This is a genomic window from Alteromonas sp. ABH4_456 (assembly GCF_056160645.1).
In genome coordinates, this window is the sequence record NZ_JBSWXO010000006.1 from 75,431 (window position 1) to 97,289 (window position 21,859).

19 protein-coding genes and 1 riboswitch are annotated in these 21,859 nt (G+C 50.2%); of the genes, 4 read left to right on the plus strand and 15 right to left on the minus strand.

Annotated features, from left to right (window positions below):
- Window positions 1–3 precede the first annotated feature (3 nt).
- From mraY to modF, 9 genes are all read right to left on the minus strand, one after another.
- A complete protein-coding gene (gene mraY, locus ACXAG2_RS11210) occupies window positions 4–1,086 on the minus strand; it encodes a phospho-N-acetylmuramoyl-pentapeptide-transferase (RefSeq protein ID WP_474842948.1) in 1,083 nt (360 codons plus the stop codon).
- The gene (locus tag ACXAG2_RS11215; protein ID WP_474867022.1) at window positions 1,080–2,483 is read right to left on the minus strand and encodes a UDP-N-acetylmuramoyl-tripeptide--D-alanyl-D-alanine ligase; all 1,404 of its coding nucleotides are present in this window, start codon (window positions 2,481–2,483) and stop codon (window positions 1,080–1,082) included. The genes mraY and ACXAG2_RS11215 overlap by 7 nt, the downstream gene beginning before the upstream one ends.
- Window positions 2,483–4,009, minus strand: a complete 1,527-nt coding sequence (locus ACXAG2_RS11220) for a UDP-N-acetylmuramoyl-L-alanyl-D-glutamate--2,6-diaminopimelate ligase (RefSeq protein ID WP_474867024.1) — start codon at window positions 4,007–4,009, stop codon at window positions 2,483–2,485. The genes ACXAG2_RS11215 and ACXAG2_RS11220 overlap by 1 nt, the downstream gene beginning before the upstream one ends.
- Window positions 3,999–5,774: a peptidoglycan D,D-transpeptidase FtsI family protein gene (locus ACXAG2_RS11225; protein ID WP_474867026.1), complete on the minus strand. Its 1,776-nt coding sequence runs from the start codon at window positions 5,772–5,774 to the stop codon at window positions 3,999–4,001. The genes ACXAG2_RS11220 and ACXAG2_RS11225 overlap by 11 nt, the downstream gene beginning before the upstream one ends.
- Window positions 5,771–6,112 (minus strand): cell division protein FtsL, encoded by a 342-nt coding sequence (gene ftsL / locus ACXAG2_RS11230; RefSeq protein WP_119502195.1) that lies wholly within the window; start codon window positions 6,110–6,112, stop codon window positions 5,771–5,773. The genes ACXAG2_RS11225 and ftsL overlap by 4 nt, the downstream gene beginning before the upstream one ends.
- Window positions 6,109–7,047: a 16S rRNA (cytosine(1402)-N(4))-methyltransferase RsmH gene (gene rsmH, locus ACXAG2_RS11235; RefSeq protein WP_349588445.1), complete on the minus strand. Its 939-nt coding sequence runs from the start codon at window positions 7,045–7,047 to the stop codon at window positions 6,109–6,111. The genes ftsL and rsmH overlap by 4 nt, the downstream gene beginning before the upstream one ends.
- Window positions 7,044–7,502, minus strand: coding sequence for a division/cell wall cluster transcriptional repressor MraZ (gene mraZ / locus ACXAG2_RS11240; protein WP_303572868.1), 459 nt, complete (start codon window positions 7,500–7,502; stop codon window positions 7,044–7,046). Before mraZ ends, rsmH begins: the two co-directional genes overlap by 4 nt.
- 330 nt (window positions 7,503–7,832) lie before the next feature.
- Window positions 7,833–8,786, minus strand: coding sequence for a pectinesterase family protein (locus ACXAG2_RS11245; RefSeq protein WP_474867028.1), 954 nt, complete (start codon window positions 8,784–8,786; stop codon window positions 7,833–7,835).
- Between the two features lie 93 nt (window positions 8,787–8,879).
- Window positions 8,880–10,328 carry a molybdate ABC transporter ATP-binding protein ModF gene (modF, locus tag ACXAG2_RS11250; RefSeq protein WP_474867030.1) on the minus strand — a complete coding sequence of 483 codons (1,449 nt, stop codon included), beginning with the start codon at window positions 10,326–10,328 and terminating at the stop codon, window positions 8,880–8,882.
- Window positions 10,329–10,565: 237 nt separating this feature from the next.
- Here modF and ACXAG2_RS11255 point away from each other — a divergent pair, with 237 nt between their 5' ends.
- A complete protein-coding gene (locus tag ACXAG2_RS11255; RefSeq protein WP_119502202.1) occupies window positions 10,566–10,892 on the plus strand; it encodes a YkgJ family cysteine cluster protein in 327 nt (108 codons plus the stop codon).
- Between the two features lie 71 nt (window positions 10,893–10,963).
- Here the strand turns inward: ACXAG2_RS11255 and ACXAG2_RS11260 are convergent, their stop codons facing one another.
- Window positions 10,964–11,734: a SapC family protein gene (locus ACXAG2_RS11260; RefSeq protein ID WP_119503449.1), complete on the minus strand. Its 771-nt coding sequence runs from the start codon at window positions 11,732–11,734 to the stop codon at window positions 10,964–10,966.
- A gap of 489 nt (window positions 11,735–12,223) precedes the next feature.
- On the opposite strand from ACXAG2_RS11260, the gene ACXAG2_RS11265 reads away from it, so the two are divergent.
- Entirely contained in the window at window positions 12,224–13,438 is a 1,215-nt protein-coding gene (locus tag ACXAG2_RS11265; protein ID WP_474867032.1) for a dipeptidase, read from the plus strand.
- 354 nt (window positions 13,439–13,792) lie between these two features.
- On the opposite strand, the gene ACXAG2_RS11270 is transcribed toward ACXAG2_RS11265, so the two are convergent.
- The 5 genes from ACXAG2_RS11270 to ACXAG2_RS11290 all read right to left on the minus strand — a co-directional run bounded on the left by ACXAG2_RS11270 (window position 13,793) and on the right by ACXAG2_RS11290 (window position 20,387).
- Window positions 13,793–15,514, minus strand: a complete 1,722-nt coding sequence (locus ACXAG2_RS11270) for a potassium/proton antiporter (protein ID WP_474867034.1) — start codon at window positions 15,512–15,514, stop codon at window positions 13,793–13,795.
- An 82-nt stretch (window positions 15,515–15,596) separates the two neighbouring features.
- Window positions 15,597–18,128, minus strand: coding sequence for a protein translocase subunit SecD (secD, locus tag ACXAG2_RS11275; protein ID WP_474867037.1), 2,532 nt, complete (start codon window positions 18,126–18,128; stop codon window positions 15,597–15,599).
- A 59-nt stretch (window positions 18,129–18,187) separates the two neighbouring features.
- Window positions 18,188–18,565: a hypothetical protein gene (locus tag ACXAG2_RS11280; RefSeq protein WP_474867039.1), complete on the minus strand. Its 378-nt coding sequence runs from the start codon at window positions 18,563–18,565 to the stop codon at window positions 18,188–18,190.
- A gap of 141 nt (window positions 18,566–18,706) precedes the next feature.
- Window positions 18,707–19,087 carry a YybH family protein gene (locus tag ACXAG2_RS11285; protein ID WP_474867041.1) on the minus strand — a complete coding sequence of 127 codons (381 nt, stop codon included), beginning with the start codon at window positions 19,085–19,087 and terminating at the stop codon, window positions 18,707–18,709.
- A 253-nt stretch (window positions 19,088–19,340) separates the two neighbouring features.
- Complete coding sequence (locus ACXAG2_RS11290) at window positions 19,341–20,387, minus strand: alpha/beta hydrolase (RefSeq protein ID WP_474867043.1); 1,047 nt, start codon at window positions 20,385–20,387, stop codon at window positions 19,341–19,343.
- Between the two features lie 266 nt (window positions 20,388–20,653).
- A riboswitch (cyclic di-GMP riboswitch) is annotated at window positions 20,654–20,743 on the plus strand.
- A 95-nt stretch (window positions 20,744–20,838) separates the two neighbouring features.
- Between ACXAG2_RS11290 and ACXAG2_RS11295 the strand changes: the two genes are divergently transcribed.
- Window positions 20,839–21,534 (plus strand): AAA family ATPase, encoded by a 696-nt coding sequence (locus ACXAG2_RS11295; protein WP_119502210.1) that lies wholly within the window; start codon window positions 20,839–20,841, stop codon window positions 21,532–21,534.
- Window positions 21,494–21,826, plus strand: coding sequence for a replication protein RepA (locus ACXAG2_RS11300; protein WP_474867046.1), 333 nt, complete (start codon window positions 21,494–21,496; stop codon window positions 21,824–21,826). Before ACXAG2_RS11295 ends, ACXAG2_RS11300 begins: the two co-directional genes overlap by 41 nt.
- The last annotated feature ends 33 nt before the right edge of the window (window positions 21,827–21,859 follow it).

Consider the following 21,859-nt stretch of genomic DNA (forward strand, 5'->3'; position numbering starts at 1 on the left):
AAATCAGCGTAGCTTCAATGTAGCCAGTCCCACCAGCACCAGAATCAGAGAAATGATCCAGAACCGCACAATCACGCGGGGTTCCGGCCAGCCTTTGAGTTCGAAATGATGATGGATAGGTGCCATGCGGAAAATACGTTTTCCACGTAACTTAAATGAGCCGACCTGCAGGATCACCGATACGGTCTCCATCACAAAAACACCGCCCATAATGATGAGCACGATTTCCTGACGTACCAGGACTGCCAGAATACCCAGCGTGCCGCCGAGAGCCAGTGAACCCACATCGCCCATAAATACCTGAGCCGGATAAGTGTTAAACCATAAAAAGCCCAGTCCGGCGCCCACTATAGCGGTACACACAATAACCAGCTCGCTGGTCAGCGGGATGTGAGGAATATTCAGATAAGTCGCGAAGTTCACATTACCGGTGACGTAGGCAAAAATTGAGAGCGCACCGGCAACCAGTATGGTGGGTACAATAGCCAGTCCGTCCAGCCCGTCCGTGAGGTTGACAGCATTCGATGTGCCTACGAGCGCAAAATACACGACTACCAGATAAAACAGACCCAGTTGCGGCATAACTTCTTTGAAAAAAGGCACCAGCAAAGAGGTTTCAGCGGCGAGGTTTGCACTGCTGTACAGGTAAAACGCCACACCCAGTGCAATGACTGACTGCCAGAAGTATTTCCAGCGGGCAATTAAGCCTTTGGAGTCTTTACGCACCACTTTGCGGTAATCATCAACAAAGCCGATGATGCCGTAGCCAATCACTACGGCCAGAGTCACAAGCACATAACGATTGGTTAAATCTGCCCATAACAACACGCTGACCACAATCGCCGATAAGATGAGCAGTCCGCCCATAGTCGGCGTGCCCGCTTTTGAGAGGTGACTTTGCGGACCGTCGTCACGTACGGTCTGACCGATTTGCAGACGCTGCAACCAGCGAATCATTTTCGGTCCGATAACAATCGCAATCACCAGTGCCGTCAGGGTACTTAAAATTGCCCTGAGCGTCAGATAGGAAAATACGAAGAATCCCGGTTCAAACTGTTTAAGCCAGTCGGCCAGCCATATCAACATGCAATGCGCTCCCGACGGCGTTCAAACTTTCCCAGGCGGGATACCTCAATGGCCTCCACTACCCGTTCCATCCGCGAGCTGCGCGAACCTTTAACCAGCACGGAAATATCCCGTTGATCGGCCATCAGCACACTACTCAATGTTTCCATCAGCGCTTCCACACTGGTGAAATGAAATCCCTGCTTACCATATACAGCACTGGCGCTCTGGCTCAGTACACCCAGAGTGAAGAGGTAATCAATGCCCTTTTGCTGCGCGTACTCACCTACCTGCTCATGGTAAAAGCGGGCTTTTTCACCCAGCTCCGCCATGTCACCAAGGATCAGAACCCGTAAACCGGAGAATGTGGACAGCGTATCAATAGCCGCATTCACCGATGCCACGTTGGCGTTATAAGTATCATCCAGCAACCGGAAATGGTCAGACAGCGCTTTTACATTAAGACGCCCTTTCACCTGCGCCATGTTCAGCAATCCGGTACGTACGTCTTCCAGGGTCGCTCCCACCTGCATGGCCAGCGCGGCCGCTACAAGTGCGTTACCCACATTATGAATACCGGGGATGCGTAATTGGATGCCGGTTTGCCCCTGCGGGGTGACCATGTTGAATTCAGCACAGCCGTCCAGTCCGACGGTGATGTCTTCTGCTGTATAATCCGACTGATTTTGCTGTTGGGGTGAGAAAGTAAGTACATTGTTGTACTTCAGTTTGCCCAACCAGAACTCTGCGAACTGACTGTCAGCATTGACGATAGCTACGCCCTGTTCGTTCAGCCCTTTAAAGATTTCGCTTTTTGCACGGGCAACACCTAACAGACTGCCAAATCCTTCCAGATGAGAAGCGGCGGCATTGACAATGGTCGCCACATCCGGCTTCACCAGTTCGGTGGTGTACGCAATTTCCCCAAGGTGATTAGCACCCAGTTCCATTACTGCGTAATCATGGCCTTCTTCCAGACGTAATAATGTCAGCGGCACACCGATGTCATTATTGAAGTTACCCGCTGTTGCCAGCACATTGCCGCGGCGTGCCAGAATTGCCGCAGTCATCTCTTTTACGGTGGTTTTGCCGCTGCTGCCTGTCACGGCAATAGTTTTTGGTGCGACCTGCGCTTTTACCGCAGCACCCAGTAAACCCAGAGCAAGTTTCGTGTCTTCTACCTGAATGACAGGCAAAGCAGTATTCACCGGTTCGCTGGCTATTATTGCACTGGCACCGGCCTGCTCTGCCGAAGCAATAAAACGGTGACCATTAAAATTTTCGCCGCTTAAGGCAATGTACACATCACCTTCTTTCAGCGTACGGGTATCTGTACTTACCCCGTTTACGTCCCGGTCTTCCCCTGTAAGGGCGCCTTTCACTTTACCGGCAATCCAGGACAGCGTGGTCAGAATCATTAGCTGTACTCCCTTTGCAGCCGCGCTACCACGGCCCGCTCGTTATAATTTTTCTTTTGCTCACCGATGATCTGAAAATCTTCATGGCCTTTACCCGCCACGAGGATCAAATCCTCCGGTGCTGCCTTTTCCAGGCAGTGGCGAATGGCCTTTTCTCTGTCCGGCTCATCCACCGCACGTTGTGGCTGTGTCAGTCCTTCACGGATATCACGGGCGATATCTTCCGGCGCTTCTGAACGGCTGTTATCGGTAGTGATGACAAGATGATCGGCTACAGCCTCAGCAGCCTGTCCCATTAGAGGACGCTTGCCTTTATCACGGTCGCCGCCACATCCGAAAACACACCACACATCCCCCGGGGTATGCGCTCTTGTGCTTTGTAACGCCTTTTCCAGCGCATCCGGAGTATGGGCATAGTCCACAATGACATTCGCATGCGCGGTAAAAGGAAATACTTCCATTCTTCCGGCTACCGGAGAAACCTGTGGTAACAACGCCACCACTTCTTCAAAACGAAGCCCCTGCACCAGCATCACTGAAATCACAGCCAGCAGGTTGTGCACGTTGAACGCTCCCAGAAGCGGCACCTGAATATCCCGGCTTCCCCAACTTGATACCAGTCTGAACTGACACCCGTCCGGATGATATTTCACATTTGTGGCCAAACAATGGCGATCTTCTGACTTTTGCGCTGCCAATTCCGACATGCCGAACCACACAGTGGTAACACCGGAGGGCTTGTTGGTATGCCAGCGGTCGCTTTCAGGATCATCGGCATTCAGTACTACTGTGCTGACGCCCGGCAGTTGCATAGCCAGACGCTTGGCCGCACCGTAATCTTCCATGGTGCCGTGATAGTCAAGATGGTCTCTCGACAGGTTGGTAAACACCACAATATCCGTTTTGATTTGACTGAGCCTTCCCTGCACCAGGGCATGAGAAGACGCTTCAAATGCCACTTGCCGCGCGTTTTGTTGCACAAACTCTGCCAATAAATACTGCATGCGGATAGCGTCAGGGGTGGTATTGCCGGCAGGTGTGGGTTCCCACTCTGTATCTGCCCCCTGAAACAGCCCTGCACCCAGCGTCCCTACTGCTGCACAGCGTGTTCCGCCGGCGGTAGTAAGTTGGGATAACATTTGCACGACGGAGGTTTTTCCGTTGGTACCGGTGACAGCAACAGATTGCATTTTGGTGGCGGGATAGTCGTAAAACGCCCCGGCCAGTGATGACAGGATGTCTGTTAATTCATACAGATGAACAATAATCGTGGTGCCACGCATTTCCATGCGGCCGTGCTCCCGCACTTTTTCGGTTTGCGCAAGAATGGCTTTGGCACCGAGACTGATAGCCTGCGGAATAAATTCACGGCCATCCATGCTATGTCCCTTTACTGCTACAAAGGCCAGTTTCGGGGTAACCCGACGGCTATCCAGCGTCAGCCCCTGAATGCGGACATCCGGCGCTGTAATACCGAACTTTGCCAGCAACACGCTTAAACTTTGTTCAAATGCATTAACTACCATTGCGCCCTCCGTTCAGCCACTTCGTAGACGTGACCTGTTTGTCGTCCGGGGCAATATTCAGCAGTTGCAGGGCACCGCCCATAATTTCAGAAAACACCGGCGCCGCTGTATCTCCGGCATGGTAAAGATCACCACCGGGTTCATTGATCAGTACAACCGTAACGATTTGCGGGTCAGATAAAGGGGCCACACCGGCGAAAATATTCACGTACTCGTCGCCGTAACCACCGGCGACAGCTTTACGGCTTGTACCGGTTTTTCCGCCCACACGATAACCCGGCACTGCGGCTTTTGTGGCTGTACCGCCACGCTGCACAACGCTCTCCATCATTTCAAGCACGGCACGGGCATTCTTTTCAGACACCACCCGCTGAGGTTCCGGTTTGTAACCGGTGGACTGAGGCTGCTTAACAATATTCAGCGGCATGCTGACACCGCCGTTGGCCAGAGTGGCATACATCCGCGCAAGCTGTGCGGTAGTTACAGATATACCGTAACCGAAAGATAAGGTAGCCAGTTCGAAATCAGACCAACGGCTGCGCTCATGGAAAAGACCGTTACTTTCACCCGGCATGTTGGTACCGGTATCACTCATCAGTCCCATGTTGTAATAGGTATCGAGCAAAAATGGTTTCGGTACACCCAGTGCCAGACGGGAGGTCCCCATATTTGACGAATGCTGAATAATTTCTTCTAAGGTGAGTTTGCCGTAGTTACGGGCATCTTTTACCAGACTGCCGCCCAGACGCATCCAGCCCGGGTTGGTATTTACAATATCACCCACTTTTACACTGCCGAATTCCAGCGCTGACAGCACTGCCAGCGGCTTCAGCGATGAACCGGGTTCAAAGGCATCGGTCAGCACACGGTTACGCATCCGGTGGGGAGACACATCGCTGCGATCGTTGGGGTTAAAAGAAGGGGCATTGACCATGGCCAGCACATCACCGGTGTGGGCATCGAGCACAATAGCGGAAGCAGAAGCAGCCTGGTAATAAAGCATCGCCTCTTTGATTTCACGGTAGGCCAGCGCCTGAATCCGCTGATCAATTGTCAGCTTCAGATTCCCCGCTTCCTCTCCGTCAGTGGATTTCAGAATTTCCACCTGACGGCCCTTGGCATCACGGCGGATAACCTTTGAACCCGGTGTACCGGTTAACCAGTCATCATAAAGCCGTTCCAGACCTTCCAGACCGGAGTCGTCCACATCGGTGATACCAATCAGTTGCGCTGTCACTTCGCCATTAGGATAGTAACGACGGCTTTCACGGCGCAGATAAATACCGGGGATATCCAGTTTGGCAACATAATCCGCCATGGCCGGAGACACCTGACGTTGCAGATAAACAAAACGGCGTTTGGGGTTTTGTACTTTGCTGCGTAAGTCCTCTACATCGCGGCCCAGCACATCGGCAAGCGCTTCCCAGCGTTCAAACTGCTCCAGTCCGCCCTGTTCATGGATAATTTTCGGGTCGGCATAAATAGCTCGCACCGGCACACTGACAGCCAGTTCTGCGCCATTGCGATCGGTAATGATTCCGCGGTATGCCGGCATATCTTTGGTACGCATGGTACGGTTATCGCCCTGAGCAATCAGGTTATCCGGAGCAATGACCTGAATGTAGGCGGCGCGGACGCCAAGCCCGGCGAACACCAGCATAACAATGGCAATGACCAGTACAAAACGCCATTGCACCGGTGACGGGGTCACATTCTGTCTGGCACCACGTTTCACTTTTTTGGCAGGGAGTGCAAATATGCTCATTTCAGTCTTACCACCACTTCCTGATCGGCGGTTGGCCGGTACATATCTAATTGCTTTTCCACTTCGTTTTCAATGCGGTTGTGTTCTGTCAGTGCCCGTTGTTCCAGCACTAAATTTCGCCACTCCACATCGAGATCATCTTTCTGCTGCATGAGTGTTTCCATGGCGATATTTTGCTGACGGTTCAGGTGACTGCCGAGCACCACAGCCATGGCACTGGTTACAACCATTAAATACAACAAAACCCGCAACTTGTTGCGGGTCAAATCTGAGACCAGAATCAGTATTAAACTGAAGTTTGTCGGAGACGTCGTCCGTGAATTCTGCCGGTCCGTCATAGTTTTTCGGCCACCCGTAATACAGAACTCCGGGAGCGCACATTCTGTGCAATTTCCTCTTTGGTCGGCTTAATCGCTTTGCTCAGCGCCCTGAGAACTTTGTCGGCATCAATCTCAGCTTGTGTTACCGGTAAGTTAGCCGGTACTACTTTGCCGCGACTCTGATCTTTAATGAAACGTTTAACCAGACGATCTTCCAGAGAATGGAAAGAAATCACAGCCAGACGGCCATCTTTCGCCAGTACATCCACAGCCGCTTTTAACCCCACCCGCAGTTGTTCCAGCTCCGCATTAATGTAAATACGGATCCCCTGGAAAGCGCGTGTGGCAGGATGCTTGAATTTGTCTTTTACCGGCACCGCTTTATCAATAAGCTCAGCCAGTTGAGCGGTACGTGTGAGAGGCGTGGTTTGACGGGTTTCCACGATGGCATGGGCGATACGTTTGCCAAACTTCTCTTCGCCGAATTCTTTTATTACCTGGGTGATATCCTGCTCATCAGCTTCTGCCAGCCACTGGGCAGCGCTCTGGCCACGGCTGGTGTCCATGCGCATATCCAGCGGGCCATCTTTCATAAAGCTGAAACCACGCTCAGCATCATCGAGCTGTGGAGAAGAGACACCGAGATCCATCAGCACACCGTCGATCTTGCCCGTCAGAGACATTTCGCTGATAACACGGGCCATCTCGCCAAAGGGTTCATGAACAATGGTAAAGCGTTTGTCATCTGCAAAACGCTGTGCAGCTTCAATCGCCTGAGGATCACGGTCAAACGCGATCAGGCGGCCTTCAGCACCAAGGTTTTCGAGGATCTTGCCGGAATGTCCGCCGCGACCGAATGTGGCATCAATATAAATGCCGTCCGGTTTAATCGCCAGTGCGTCAATACATTCATTAAGCAACACCGAAACATGACTGAATGGGGTGTTGCTCATAGTGAAAATTCCTGCAGGCGGTCAGTAAGCTCAAATGCACCATCACGCTCGGTTTCCATGTCTGCATCAATTTGTTTAGCCCAAATATCAGCATCCCATATTTCAAATTTGTTAAGCTGTCCGACGAGCATGACTTCTTTGGAGAGATTGGCGTGTTGGCGCAAAGGCGCGGATAAGAGAAAACGGCCGCTCTTGTCCATGTCACCTTCGGTGGCATAACCAAGTAGCAGCCGCTGCATCCGGCGTTCAGCCGGAACCATACTGGAGAACTTACTCAGTTTGAGTTCGATCTCCTCCCATTCGGGAAGTGGGTAAAGTAGCAAACAGCTTTGCTGTGTATCGATTGTGCAGACCAGTTGTCCGTTACAATCATCCAGAAGTGACTGGCGGTATTTTGTTGGTATAGCCAGTCTACCTTTGGGATCCAGATTGATTGCATTAGCGCCGCGGAACATTCCCCTAGCCTTTTATATTTTTGTGCTCTTGTTGTTCTTGTTTTCTGAGTACCAATCTGCAATTCGTTGATGACTCGATCCACAATTCGCCACATTTACCCACTTGCTAGACAGTTTGGTCTCTACTTTCCCCACTGTCAAGGAAAAACACGGCTAAAACCCACGTAAACACTGGGCTGCAGCCTGTTTTTATATACAGTTGTTTATGTAAAGCCCATGAAAAGATTAAAAAAGAATCAGAATGGATACGTGAAAAGTTTTTTGAAAAAATTACCGGCAACGAAAAAAGCCCCGCAGGACGGGGGCTTGAAAGCGATCAAAAGGCAGGATTTAGATCGGTTTTTCCGGTAACCAGCCCCGTAATACGGTGGCCTTATTGTAGGATTGACGTTGCTGTTCACTGAGTGCGTGTTGCCAGTTCACTCTGTCTGAGCCGGCAGCACCCTCTCCCGTATTCCCGCCGGTTTCATAACGGCTGGTTTGTTCCTTCGACGGATCCCCCCAGTTGTGCCAGCCGGCCGGATGAATATGCCCGTCCAGTTGACTGTTCATCACAGCCGTTGCCGCAAACTGTCGCCAGGGCCGTCCCAGATACACGTTTTCAACACCGTCAGGTGCAGTAAAGTGACTGTTATCAAACACCAGTCCGAAAGGCTGATCCTGTGGTGTGGATGCAGCGGTCACATAGGTATTGCTTATCAGCGAGCGGATTTCACAACCACTGAACAATGCCGTTCCTTCACCAAAGATAAAATCCACTGAGCCGCTTATTATACTGTTTTCAAAGTAGCTCCTGTGACCCTCACCGGCGACATAAAGGGTATCCTGGTAGCCTTCAATACTGACATTATAAAACGCCGCCCTGTCAGCCTCTACATGCAAAGCAACGGCCTGCCCCACCGGCCCGGCAGTGTTACGGATAGTCAGGTTGGCAGCAGTAAAATCGTTGCCGGCCACGCGTACCGTGTAGGTATGAAAGGTGCTGTTTCTGCCTTTCGCCAGTTTATCAAAATGGTCATCCATAGTGATAATCGTGCCCTCCCGGCTTTCTCCTACCATTTTGATGCGGGTGTTCCATGCAAATACGTTGACCTTCTCTTTATAAACCCCGTTCTTAATAAACACGGTGACGTCTGTCCAGGGAAAGGCTTTGGCAGCGTAGATGGCATCCTGAACGGAGGTATAATCACCGGAACCGTCAGCGGCAACAGTCAGTCTCGTTTCATAAGACTGTGCAGACGCAGAAATGCTGATAACAAATAAGATAAGACTGATAAATCGCATGATAGCTCCTGTATCCTAGGTCCCGGTGGGTATAATCCAGTTCAAGGCTCAGTTGCGGACTGAAGAAGTACCGGGCACCCGCTTAACCGTTCCTTAAGCCTGCGCTTCCTGATTATGGCGTCCCATGGCAAGCACAAGTTCAACTCCGTTGATTTTGTCCTCACTGTGGTGGTTCACATATAACAATGTGCTTTCCTTGCCTGCGGCGATAATGCCAAGCAGTGCCAGTACTTTCAGACGGTTAATTTCATCCAGGCCGTTACATGGCTCGTCAAGAATTAACAACGTGGGATGCTTCACCATCGCCCGCAGAATAAGTAAAAGTCGCTGATCACCGAAAGACAGTGACTGGAAAGGTTCATTAGCTCTGTGTGCCATACCAGCCAGTTCGAGCCATTCACGGGCCAGTTGTTTTTGCCTGATATCGGGTTGTTCGTATAACCCGATACTGTCGTAAAAGCCGGACAATACGACATGTAATACACTGCAATTGACACGGTACTGAAGATGAAAACTGTTAGACACTAACCCGATATGCTGCTTGATATCCCAGATGCTTTCACCACTGCCCCGCTTGTAACCGAATACTGTCAGTTCATTGGTGTAACAGTGAGGATCGTCACCGGTAATCATGTTTAGCAGACAGGTTTTACCTGAACCGTTAGGCCCGGTAACCTGCCAGTGCTCCCCGCGGTTAATCTGCCAGTTCAGACCCGAGAAAATAGTGCGGTTGTCGTAACTCACTTTGCCGTTAACCAGCTTTACCAGCACATTGTCACCTTCTGCCATTTGCGGCGAATACCGTGTTTCGTCTTTCTCCGGTAAGGTAAGAGACGTATTCTCCATGTGCAGCAATTGTTTAAGGTGAGCTAAATCGCTTTGCTCAACTCCGCCGCCCTCTGACTGCCAGGACAACTGCCCTTGCTGCATCAGCCAGAGTTGTCTGACGAAAGACGGGATCTCACTGAGCCTGTTCAGCGCCATCACGATAGTGCAACGGTGTTGAATACTTTGCAGGTGCTCCTGCAAAAACTCGCAGGATGCGGTATCAAGGCCATCCATAGGTTCATCAAGCACCAGCACATCAGGTGAAGCTAACAGGGTGCGAACCAGCAGCACTTTCCGGGTTTCACCGGTAGATAACCCCAAAAAGGCGTTATCAAGAAAATGGACCATCCGCAGGCCGCTCGTCAGCAGAGTGAATGCCTCCCCGCAATCAGCCATATTGATCTGGCGTAAAATAACTTCCCTGGCTGTGCTGGGCACAGGAATGACATCAAGAATGTCCGCGTCATCCTTTTTCTTTTCCTGAGCAATCAATGCCTGCTGCTGTGCAGTACTGACCCACCCTGTCTTACAGGTCAGGCGTCTTTCACCACTGACCACTTCGCCCTCTCCGGCCAGAATGGCCGCCAGCGCCGATTTACCACTGCCGTTTTTCCCGGTTATGGCAAGATGCCGGCCTTCAGTCAGTGCCGCACTAACCGGGCCAAAGGTAAAATCCGGTGCCAGTGACACCGCACAGTGTTGTAATTCAATCATGATCCCTCCTCAGACGACTGATGGTAATTAAACACCCCGGATAAAAAAAGAATAGTGCGACAGTGCAATGTTTTATTGCGTTTTTCCGGCACTCTGGAATAATGCGCCGTCCCGGCAACATGGTCGTTCTGACACACTCTGTTTGTTGCCTGAAAGACATCAAAATCATTGTAACAATGTGATGGCCAACCCGGAATTTGCTGGTTGTTGTGCACGTAGTGTGGAGCAAGAATAGTAATGAATCCCTGTATACAATGTGGTGCCTGCTGCGCCACGTTTCGTGTATCGTTTTACTGGGCAGAATCTGACCCGTTTACCGGTGGTAGTGTACCGCCGGAACTGACTGAAAAGATCTCCCCTTCCCTGGTCGCAATGAAGGGCACAAACCAACCTTCTCCGCGGTGTGTGGCCCTGGAAGGTGACATAGGTGGCAATATCGGCTGCTCTATTTATGAAAAACGCTCGTCCACCTGCAGAGAGTTTGATTACGGCACCGCAGACTGTATGAAAGCCAGGATGAAACACGGTATCACCGGCGATATTATCCCCTTTGTGGCGGCCTGAGAATTCACACCGCAAAAAAGATACAAAAAAAAGCGGGCAATGCCCGCTTTATAGTTTTCTGAACAAATTATTTACGCATTTTCAGCTGGCTGTGCGGCCGCCTGAGCTGCTTCACCGGTAATTTGCATGCTGGCAATCGGATTCGCCGTGTCGTTAGACAGTTCAACCAGACGGTTCAACTGACCCAGTGACATCATTACTGCATACAGTGCACCCAGGAAACCTTGCTTATGCAATTCCAGTACTTTCTCTTCAGGCAGTTCCATCAGACGTTTTTCGTTGATGCTGTACATACCGGTCACGTTGCGCTGCTGACCGTCTTTGTAAGTCAGGCGAATTTGAATGGCGTCCAGTAATTCCAGTTCAACCACTTTCTGAATGAAGCGTTGAGTCAGCATTTCACTGTTTGCCAGGTCACCTAAGAATTTCTGACGGTTATCAAGAAACTCAGAAGGAGAACCGTCTTCTTTAAATAACGGCTGACCTTCTTCTTTACCTACCAGTTCACTTTCTTCATCAATGTAAACGCCCAGCTTTTCACCTTCAGGACGAACATCGAAAGGATAGCGCAGAATGTTCATTGGTACGTGAGGACCTTTCCACTTGTCTGTCGCCAGGAAAAGGTTCTGATTTTGTTCCATACCCAGCATGGCAACAGTGTGATAACGGTCGCTGTTAGGATCCTGAATAAATACGATTGGCATAGTAGACGCCAGTTGCGCGTATTCACGGATAGACGCTGCAGATAAGTGTGTATTTTTTGCGAAAGCAAACGCGTTGTTCACCGCTATTTTTACATCTTTATGTTTTTCTTTATTCAGCGGGGTGTAGTTAATCGCCATAATTCTGTTCTCATTACGTTTATTGGTGGTAATCAACAAATGGAATTCGCCAGGGGAATTGCCCTATTGGTGAAAGCCTGCAGTCCCTGCGTACGCGACCACTAACAACTCTGGTCAATGGACTCACCAAACACAGATTAGGAGAGGATTACCACGAAGATTATTCTTGTAGCCTGCCACCGCATTCAATTGCCGGTAACAGGTCGACAGGCAGTATCCCGTATTTAAAGCGGGAAGTCACGCCCTGAAAACCATATCAAAATTTAAACTTTTATTACAAGCTTCTTTCGTTGACGTAACAACCCGGGGTAAGCATTTCATTTTACCTGTTATTTCAGTGCATTTAGCTGGCGCAACGGGTGTGATGATTGTAGGCAATTTAAATATTTCGTAGGCTACATGAGCACGATTGCTTAAGTTACCCGTTGCCGGAACGCTTGCAATTCACGAACACACACGACACAGATAATAATGAACGAAGGAAAATCCATGGGACGTTTAACTAAAAAGCCATTGTCGCTTCTCATACCGGCACTGTTACTGACCGGCAGCTATGCTGCACAGGCAGAAACCATTCCCCCGGTTTCAGCAGAAGCTGAGGCTATCGCACAGGAAACCATCATTGTGGATGGTCACATTGATGTTCCTTACCGCGTACATGCAAAATGGGAAGACGTGAGCGTTGCGACAGAAGGCGGCGACTTTGATTATCCCCGCGCGAAGCAAGGTGGTCTGACAGCACCGTTCATGTCTATTTATGTGCCGGCCAGCCTGGATAATTCCGACGAGTCTACAGCAGTAGCCCACCAGCTTATCGACCTGGTTGAAGCCATGGTCTACCGTTCACCGGAGAAATTTGCCATCGCAAAATCCGTGGCGGATGTAAAAGCCCAGTTTAAGAAAGGACTCATTTCTTTGCCCATGGGTATGGAAAACGGTTCACCGGTTCAGGGAAGCCTGGAAAATCTGAAAACGTTTTATGAGCGCGGTATCCGCTACATTACGCTGGCCCACTCGCTGTCTAACCATATATCTGACTCATCCTATGACCTGCGCCGTCAATGGCATGGCCTGAGCCCGTTCGGTAAGGAACTGGTAGCTGAAATGAACAACTTGGGGATCATGGTGGATATCTCTCATGTCTCCGATGATGCTTTTTATCAGGCAATTGAAATCAGCAAGGTACCGGTTATCGCTTCACACTCTTCCCTGCGTAAATACACGCCGGGATTTGAGCGTAATATGAACGACGATATGGTGAAAAAGCTGGGTGAAAATGGCGGCGTGATCATGATTAACTTTGGTTCCAGCTTTGTTTCAAAAGAAACCCGGGACTGGCGGAATAACCTGACTAAGCAGAAAAACAAACTTATCAAAGAAATGGGTGAAGACAGTGCAGAAGTCGCTGCTTTTGATGAAAAGTACCGCAAGGAAAACCCCTATCCGTATTCTACGCTGAGTCAGGTGCTGGACCACATTGACCATGTCGTAGAATTGATTGGTATTGACCATGTGGGTATCGGCTCAGATTTTGATGGTGTGGGTGATTCTCTGCCAACCGGTCTGAAAGATGTTTCTACCTACCCGAATCTGGTTCAGGGCATGCTGGATCGTGGTTACAGCCGCAAAGACATCGAGAAAGTACTTAGCGGTAACCTGCTTCGGGTATGGTCTGAAGTCGAAAAATACGCTGCATCACATTAAGTTCTGATTGCAACTAGTTTCAGTGCCACGTTCTGTGGCACTGTCTACCTTGCCATAATAAAACAGACGGCGTAATCTCTGATCATCTCAAACATCAGATAAAACGGAACTGATGTCATGGACGATATCATTTTAAACTTTATATTATCTGCGCTGACAGGCTTGCTTCTTATCCCGGTAAGACTCGTGACACAATCGGACTTTTACCTTACCTGCGCATTGTTCATAACAGCCAGTATCAGCCCGATACTTTTTCCCCTTGATACAGAGTACGGCAGAAACCTTAGTTTTTTCATCACTGCCATTTCAGGCCTGATATGTCAGCACCTCACAGGCCGTTTTTCAAAGCAAAAATCACGACTCTGACAGGCGGCTGTCTGCGGTAAACTGCACTGCTACAGCCAGACCATTTCTTACCGCTTTAACTTCAAATCGCCCGGCAGCATGATGCAAAGTGAGCCCTTCCACCACATCGTCGCTTAGATGCTTTCTGATAAAGGCATCCAGTGTGATATTTTTTGTTTCTCCCAGGTCCAGACCATATGCATGGCTTATTTCATGCACTCTTGCCGCGCCTTTCAGCACTAACTCTCCGGATTTAAAAGCCGACGGTTCCAACTGCGAAGTGTGGGAGAAAATACAATCGATGAAGGGCCGTAGTCCCGGGCGGATAAGAATAAAGATATGATCCCCCGGCAGTAACAACGTTGATCCCCTTGGCGGAAAAACCGCATCACCACGGGTTATCATTGCCACCACCGCACCTTCAGGCAGTGCCAGTTCAGCCAGCGTCCGGTTAACAGCTTTGGCGGAATCTCCCAGCGTGTACTGAACAATGTCAGCGTTAACTTCGCCCAGAGCACTGATTTCCAGGGTGGCAGCCGGTGTTACCGGTGCCTTTTCAATCAGCTTCAGTTTCTTTGCCATCCACGGCAATGTTGAACCCTGCAAGGTAGCCGAAATCAATACAACGAAGAACACCACATTGAAAATGAGATAGGCCTGGGGAATTTCGAACAACAACGGAAAAATAGCCAGAATAATCGGCACCGATCCGCGAAGCCCCACCCATGATACCAACCCGATTTCCCGCTTGCTGAACCCGGCAAAGGCCAGAAACGGAGCAACAGCCAGCGGACGGGCGACGAAGATAAGAACAGCTGCAATGAGCAGTCCTTCCAGCCAGACCTTGAGGAGCGATGCAGGATTCACGAGCAATCCCAACATAACAAACATGCCGATTTGGCTGAGCCAGGCCAGACCGTCGTGAAACATAAAGGTAGCCCGTTTTAGTACAAACCGGCTATTACCGATAAAGACTCCGGCGATGAAAGTTGCCAGAAACCCACTCCCGCCCAGACTGGCAGATATACCAAACGTAAGAAAACCGCATATTGCGACAAGAACAGGATAAAGCCCTGCCGCACTCAGTGTGATACGGTTGATGAGTTTTACTGCAGCCCAGCCTACGCCAAGCCCGACAAAGGTACCAATGCCCATTTGCTGAATAAACAGCTGCGCCAGATCCCACCCCGGCTTCATCTGACTGGTGAGCAGCTCAAGTATGCCCACGGTAAGGAAAATCGCCATGGGATCGTTAGAAGCACTTTCAATTTCCAGCGTAGCTTTCAGGCGCGGACTGATATGCACACCGGCGTTCCGCAAAATAGAGAATACTGCGGCAGCATCGGTAGAACCGACGATAGCCCCGATAAGCAATCCCACCATAGGTGGTACACCCAGAATAAAGGCTGCTGCGTAACCGGTTATCCCGGCCGTTATGGCTACTCCGAAGGTGGCCAGAAATGAAGCCGGTTTCCATACCAGCTTGATAGAAGAAAAAGAAGTTTGCAGCCCGCCATCGAAGAGGATCATAGCCAGCGCCAGTGTACCCAGCGCATGTGCTGTGCTGGCATCATCGAATGCCAGTCCCAGTCCGTCTTCTCCTGCCAGCATGCCTACCAGTAAGAACAGTACCAGCAGAGGTAAACCCAGCCTTGGGGACAGTTTGCTGGACAGAATACCGACAAACAGCAATACAGCCGCTATAAGGATCTGGTAATCGATGGCGAACATAGGTTTCCTTTTTACAGGTTATTTCCGTTTCAGTAAGAGTCTGCAAGTTACCTGAAGTTGCAGACTCTGTTCGTGGCGACGCTCAGGGTATGTGCGCCAGTGATTCTCTCACCTCCTCTGCGGTGGGGCGCAGTTGCTTTAACCCTTTCTTTTCACGCCGCTTTCCAAGGTAATACAAAATAGGCGATGCTATAAAAATAGAGGAACTGGTACCAATTACGATGCCAAAAAGCATGGGTAGCGCAAAACTCGCGACAGACGCCCCGCCGGCCAGCCCCATTGGCAATAAAGCCAGAAATGTAGTCATTGATGTAAACAATGTTCTGGACAAGGTCGCAGAAATACTCCGGTTGAGTACTTCAATAATGGGTTTATCCGGTGTAGCCCGGAATCCTTCCCGGATGCGGTCGAACACCACGACCTTATCATTGATAGAATAGCCGATGAGGGCCAGCAATGCTGCTACTGCCGTGAGGTTAAATTCCAGTCCGGTGAGCGCAAAGAAACCGATGGTCTTTGTCAGATCAAGCGCAATCGTCGCCGTTGCTGCCAGTGCAAAATGTGATTCAAACCGCAACCACAAATACAGCAGAATCCCCCCTCCGGCAATCAGCACAGCAAGCACAGAAGCATCAGCAAAACCGCCGCTGACCTTCGCACCAACCATGTCCACACGGGGGAAGGTTGCCTGGTCATCCAGTGTGGTTACTGCAGATTTCACCTGATTAACCTGCTGACTTTGCAACGCTGCCTGTTCAACCGGAGTGTCCGCAGTTACCTGAGGGACGCGGATAAGATAATCGCCTTCCCGGCCAAACTCCTGAATGCTGGCGCCTTCAATGTTGCCTTCTGTCAGAGCATTACGCAGTTGTTCCACCTGCACGTTATGGCTTTTCACTTCCACCAGTGTGCCACCGGTGAAATCAACGCCGTAATGCAATCCGGGGCTGAAAAACAGCACCACGGAAGCCACCGACAAGACAGCAGACGTAATTAAGCCTGCCACACGGCCTTTCAGGAAGTTCAGCGGCTTCTTATCTGACCGCGACAGCCAGCGGAATCCCGGGAAATGGAGCACTTCTCTTTCACGGCGTCTGATAGCAAACAACATTAACAGGCGGGTTACCGCAATGGCCGTGAACATGGACGTAAACAGGCCAATTCCGATAGTAATCGCAAAACCTTTTACCGGCCCGCTGCCAAACATAAATAGCAGACTCACGGCAATCAGGGTTGTCAGGCTGGAATCAAGAATGGTTGACCAGGCTTTGTCAAAACCGGAACGGATTGCCGCCCCGGCGACACGCCCTTTCAGCGACTCTTCTTTGATACGTTCATTTATCAGAATATTGGCATCTACTGCCATGCCAAGGGTAAGAATAATGCCGGCAATACCGGGTAATGTAAGTGTGGCCCTGAATAAACTCAGCACGCCAAAAAGCAGGCCCATGTTAATCATCAGGCTTACACAGGCAATCGCCCCCCAGCGACGGTAAAGTGCGGTCATGAACACCAAAACCAGCGCAGCACCGGCAAGTCCTGTACTCAGCCCCATCTTGATAGCATCACTACCGAGATCAGGACCAACCGTCCGCTCTTCAATCACAGTCAGGGGCACAGGCAGCGCACCGGCACGTAACATCAGTGCCAGATCTTTAGCTTCATCCGGTGTGAAATTACCACTAATCTGGCCGCCCGATGCGCCAATCACTGCCCGTATTACCGGTGCGGTGATCACTTTGCCATCCAGAACGACTGCCAGCGGCTCACCAATATGCGTGCGGGTCATAGCAGCAAAAATATTGCCGCCGGTACTGTCGAGCTTAAAAGTCACCACTGGGTTTCCTGTGTCAGGATCGAAAGCTAGCCTTGCATCAGTTATGTGCTCACCTTCCATCGCAACCCGCTTTTCCAGGCGGTATTGCTGACCGTCCATATCCTGCATTATCACGGTACTGCCACGACTGCTATCCGTGACTACCCAGTGAAATTCCATTTGCGCGGTTGTTCCAAGTAACTCCCTGATACGTGACGGGTCTGTAACGCCCGGCATCTGTACCAGCACGCCATCGTTACCCTGCCGTGAAATGCCGGGGTCGACCAATCCGGTCTCATCCATACGGCGGCGTACCACTTCCACGCTGCGCTCCAGCGCATCACTGACCAGGCTCTCCTTAAACGACTCTGACAGACTGACTGTGAGCAGGTTATCGTTTTGCTCAATGGTGAGCTGCGGCTCGCCCTGCCCCGTTGTACGGTAAGCAAAGGCAAGCTCACGGGCCTGCTGAAATTGCCCGCCGGCCCCTGATATCGATAATCGCAGGGTATTGTCAGAAGCAGACAGAACCTGATAGCGGATCCCCGCTTCCCGTAAATCCTTAGTGAGACTTTCTTTCATGCCGGTAAAGGCTTTATCAAACAGTGGCTGTGTATCAGCGGCCAGCAATAAATGGGAACCGCCCTGTAAATCAAGACCTAAAGATAACTGATTTTGGGTATACCAGCCGGGTAATTGTTGTTGCCATGACGGCGGTAAAATATTGGGCATTGCGCTCAAAAGGCCGAGCACAATCACGAGTGCGGTCATCACGCCCCGTGCAGAAAATGGTTTCATAATTGTCCTTCAAAAATTGTAAACAGGGCCAGAGGCCCGTAAATATCAAAAATGAAGGATTAAGGAGACGCCCTGGCTGGAGGGCGCGAAAAAACAGGCTGTGCAGGCCGGGCAGCCAGCTCAGAAAAACCGGTGGCGACACTATGCAGCACCCGGTAAACGCCGGCGAGTTTCAGTTCAGCGCCGGTAAACAGCAGCGGTTCCGGACGATCGCCGGAATGAGATTGGGGCTGCAGATATCGCGTGATCAGACCTTCTGAACGGCCTGATGCTAGTGCGGCGTGTTCAGAGCTTTGCAGGCTGTCTGACTGGGCATGGGCCTGCCGCTCTGCACCGTTCCCCGAGGTAAACGCAATCAACAGCCACAACAAAAAGAAGACCAGTTTCACTGAAGGTCCTCTGTCGTTATTGTCTGTTTCAATTTCCTGCGTCAACAAGGATATAGCTTCCGGTTAGCGGACAAACCTTAATGCCGGTCTGTCTTTGCGGTTCACCCGATATGGTGGCGATATCCGTATTTTCAATGGCCGCATTGCCATTAGCCGGCCACTAAAAAAACGGATAGTAAGCAAAACCACCTACACATAATCTATCAGATCAACGCCGAAGAAGTTATCGATGGCGCATTGCCACTTACCTTCTGCATTTTTTCTGAATACATAAATGGCTTTTTTCACATTGCAGTCCACCGAGCCGGTTGCATTCAGGTACAGCTTGCTTATGACCAGCGCAGTGTCACCGGCTTCAATGACAACCTCGTCGCCCTGCGAGACGATATGTTCAGGCATATACCGTTGTTTAAAAGCTCTGAGGGCACGCTGCAGATCAGAGCGTGAGGATACCCGAGGTTTATCAACCAGAAAGGCGTCTTCACAATACAGGGTTTGTAATGCAGTTAAGTCGTTATTATTAACTGCATCGTGCATGGCATGTAATTGCCGGGTTACCGGGTGAGTCATGGCTGTCGTCTCCGTATTTTGTTAAAACCACGAAGACGAAAACAAAAAACCCGCCTTCGCGGCGGGTTTTCTTCAGTTCATTTACGTACTAACGAACCCGCCAATTGCTGAGAATAGCGAGTAGAATAATGAGTGCAGATTGTGGCTTGCCTGATTGTGACAAAGTTTGAAAAATCATGTTGACCAGTTTGCAATGTTAGTTCGTAGCGATAATGGAGTTAAATTAATCAATCCCGGGCACTGTGTCAATCAATTAACCGGCTTTCTGTGCCGCTTCATCCATAAAGCTGCCCAGCATCATAATCATCTGGCGAAAAAGCGGATTAGCGCCGGGAGCCGCACAGGGATCACGTAAATCCACACCGGATTTATCGAAATGCATATCACTGAGCATTTTCCTATTCACCACCACATCAGCATGGCATAATTTATAACTCTCATCGATGATAAAAAAGGTATTGGTTTTCGTGGTTGCCCGCGACATTAAATCTTCAATACCGGTAATGGGCGTAGTGGTGTCTGCCTGAGAATGTGCGGCAAATACAGGTACGTCTACAGTTTTCCCCTGTTCAAACTGGTCTCTCACATCATCAATCACTTCCATCAGTTCAAGTCCGGAAAAACTGGCAATGGTGGGATATTTATACGGATTCGGCCCCTGTGTTTCATAGTGACCGTCAAGAAACCTGGCGACCCACTGAATTCCCCATATCCCGGATAACCGCTCTACGCCGCTGTCGAGTGCCAGAGCACCGGAAAATAACATCAGGCCGTCAATGTTGTCAGGGTGATGCAAATAATGCTGAACAGAGAGCGCGCCGCCGGTGGAAAAGCCGCCCAGATAAACGTGCTTACCAAGTTGCGGTGCCAGCGCCATGACGTCACTCAGGTGTGCACCCCAGCGTTCTGCCAGATTGCTGTCGCTCATTTCATCGCTTGCATCCAGTTGGCCATGTCCTACGTTTAAAGGCACAATAACGTTGTAACCTTTGTCATGCAGTGCCCGTGCTATGCCAGACATATAAAACGGCGAATCGCTTAATCCGTGAAGCAAAACAACCACCGTATCGACAGGTTTTCCGTGATGCAGAATATACGGCGCGTTGCCATCGTTGCGAAGAGCAGGAGAACACACACTGAAACGCTGAAATGTGGGGTTCATGCATGCCCTGATCTGGCCGAAGCGCTCTTCATACAAGTGACTGAATGAATCAAACGCTTCATCCATTGCATTATTCTGCCCGAAACTGACTGTGCTGAAAGCCAGCAGAAACAAACTCAACAGGGATGTTTTTACCACTCCCTTCTCCTTATTTGCGGGTATAGTTTTCAATAACACCATGTGTTGGCATATTAACAGATATAACTTTAATTAGAATGATTTACACGGGCGAACCGCGGATTTCCAAGTCCTGCAGCCCGTTTGTCGCCACCGGCCACCTGGTCTGACAGGTATATTTTTTTATTCTTAAATATCGAGAGGCATGCGGCGCACACCGTTTGTTTTAACTAGTATCCTGATTACCGGTAAGCCATGGCATCCCCGCCGCTTACCCGAAAATGTACTGTTGAAAAAGGCAAAGCGGTGCGAAAGCCCGTGACGCAAAGCCTCCGGTCTGCCATCTGATTACAGATAATGATAGCGGGGTTACCGAACAAGCATAGTCCTTAATCCGGCTCATGTTCACTTTTTCAGTCACATTCGTTAACCGTTTATCCGTGATGACGGATCAAAAGTTGAGGAACGAACGATGATCGTTTTGGTTGGTGGCGAGAAAGGCGGCAGTGGCAAAAGCTGCCTTGCACAAAATATCGCTGTTTATCTGAGAACTGAAAAAAATGCCAGTGTACTGATGGTCGACTGCGATCCGCAGCGCACTACTTCAGACTGGATTCAGGAACGCAAAGCTAATGATAAATTGCCGTCGATTAACTGCGTGCAGTTGTACGGCAAGATCCGCAACGAATTACTGAGCCTGCGCGAGCACTACGATTACGTAGTCATTGACTGTGGCGGACAGGATAACCTTGCGCTGCGCTCCTCGATGGCAGTGGCTGACCACATTCTTATTCCGTTACGTCCCAAACGGCGGGATCTGAAAACGGTTCCCCATATGGAAGATATTCTTTCAACCTGCAAAATGGTGAATCCCGACATGAATGCTGCTTTTGTGATTACCCAGTGCCCTTCTCTGCCTTCGCTGGGCAGCAGGATCCTGGAAGCAAAAGATGTCTGTCGTTCATTTGAAGTACCGGTACTGGACTCAGTGACATACAGCCGCAATATGTATGACGATTCTGAAGAGTCTGGCCAGTCAGTCATGGAAAGTGAGCCGGACGGAAAAGCATCAGCAGAAATTCGCAATATTATTGAAGAACTTCTGTCGCGGAGAGAGGGGAAATCTTATGAGTCTGTGCAGCCTCAAAAAATCCACGCCGTCAGCTAAACCTGTTGAGCCGGTGAGCGTTGATGAATTTATTGACGACGCACTGGCCTACGCAGCAGGTAAACATGTTATCAGGCAGGTCTATCCGGCAACGGACTCTGCTAACAAAGACAACATTACGCCTTGCGGTCCCATGCGACGTGCTACATTTACATTATCTGAAGACGCAATTGAGAAGCTTGGAAAGTTGTCGGCAGAAACAGGGATCTGCCGTTCCAGACTCATCAGAATATGGATAGAAAATCAAAGCAGTGAAGACATCAGGCCTTTACTGACAAATAAAACACCCTGACAGACATACCACAAGGTGGCGGCCGGGTGCAGG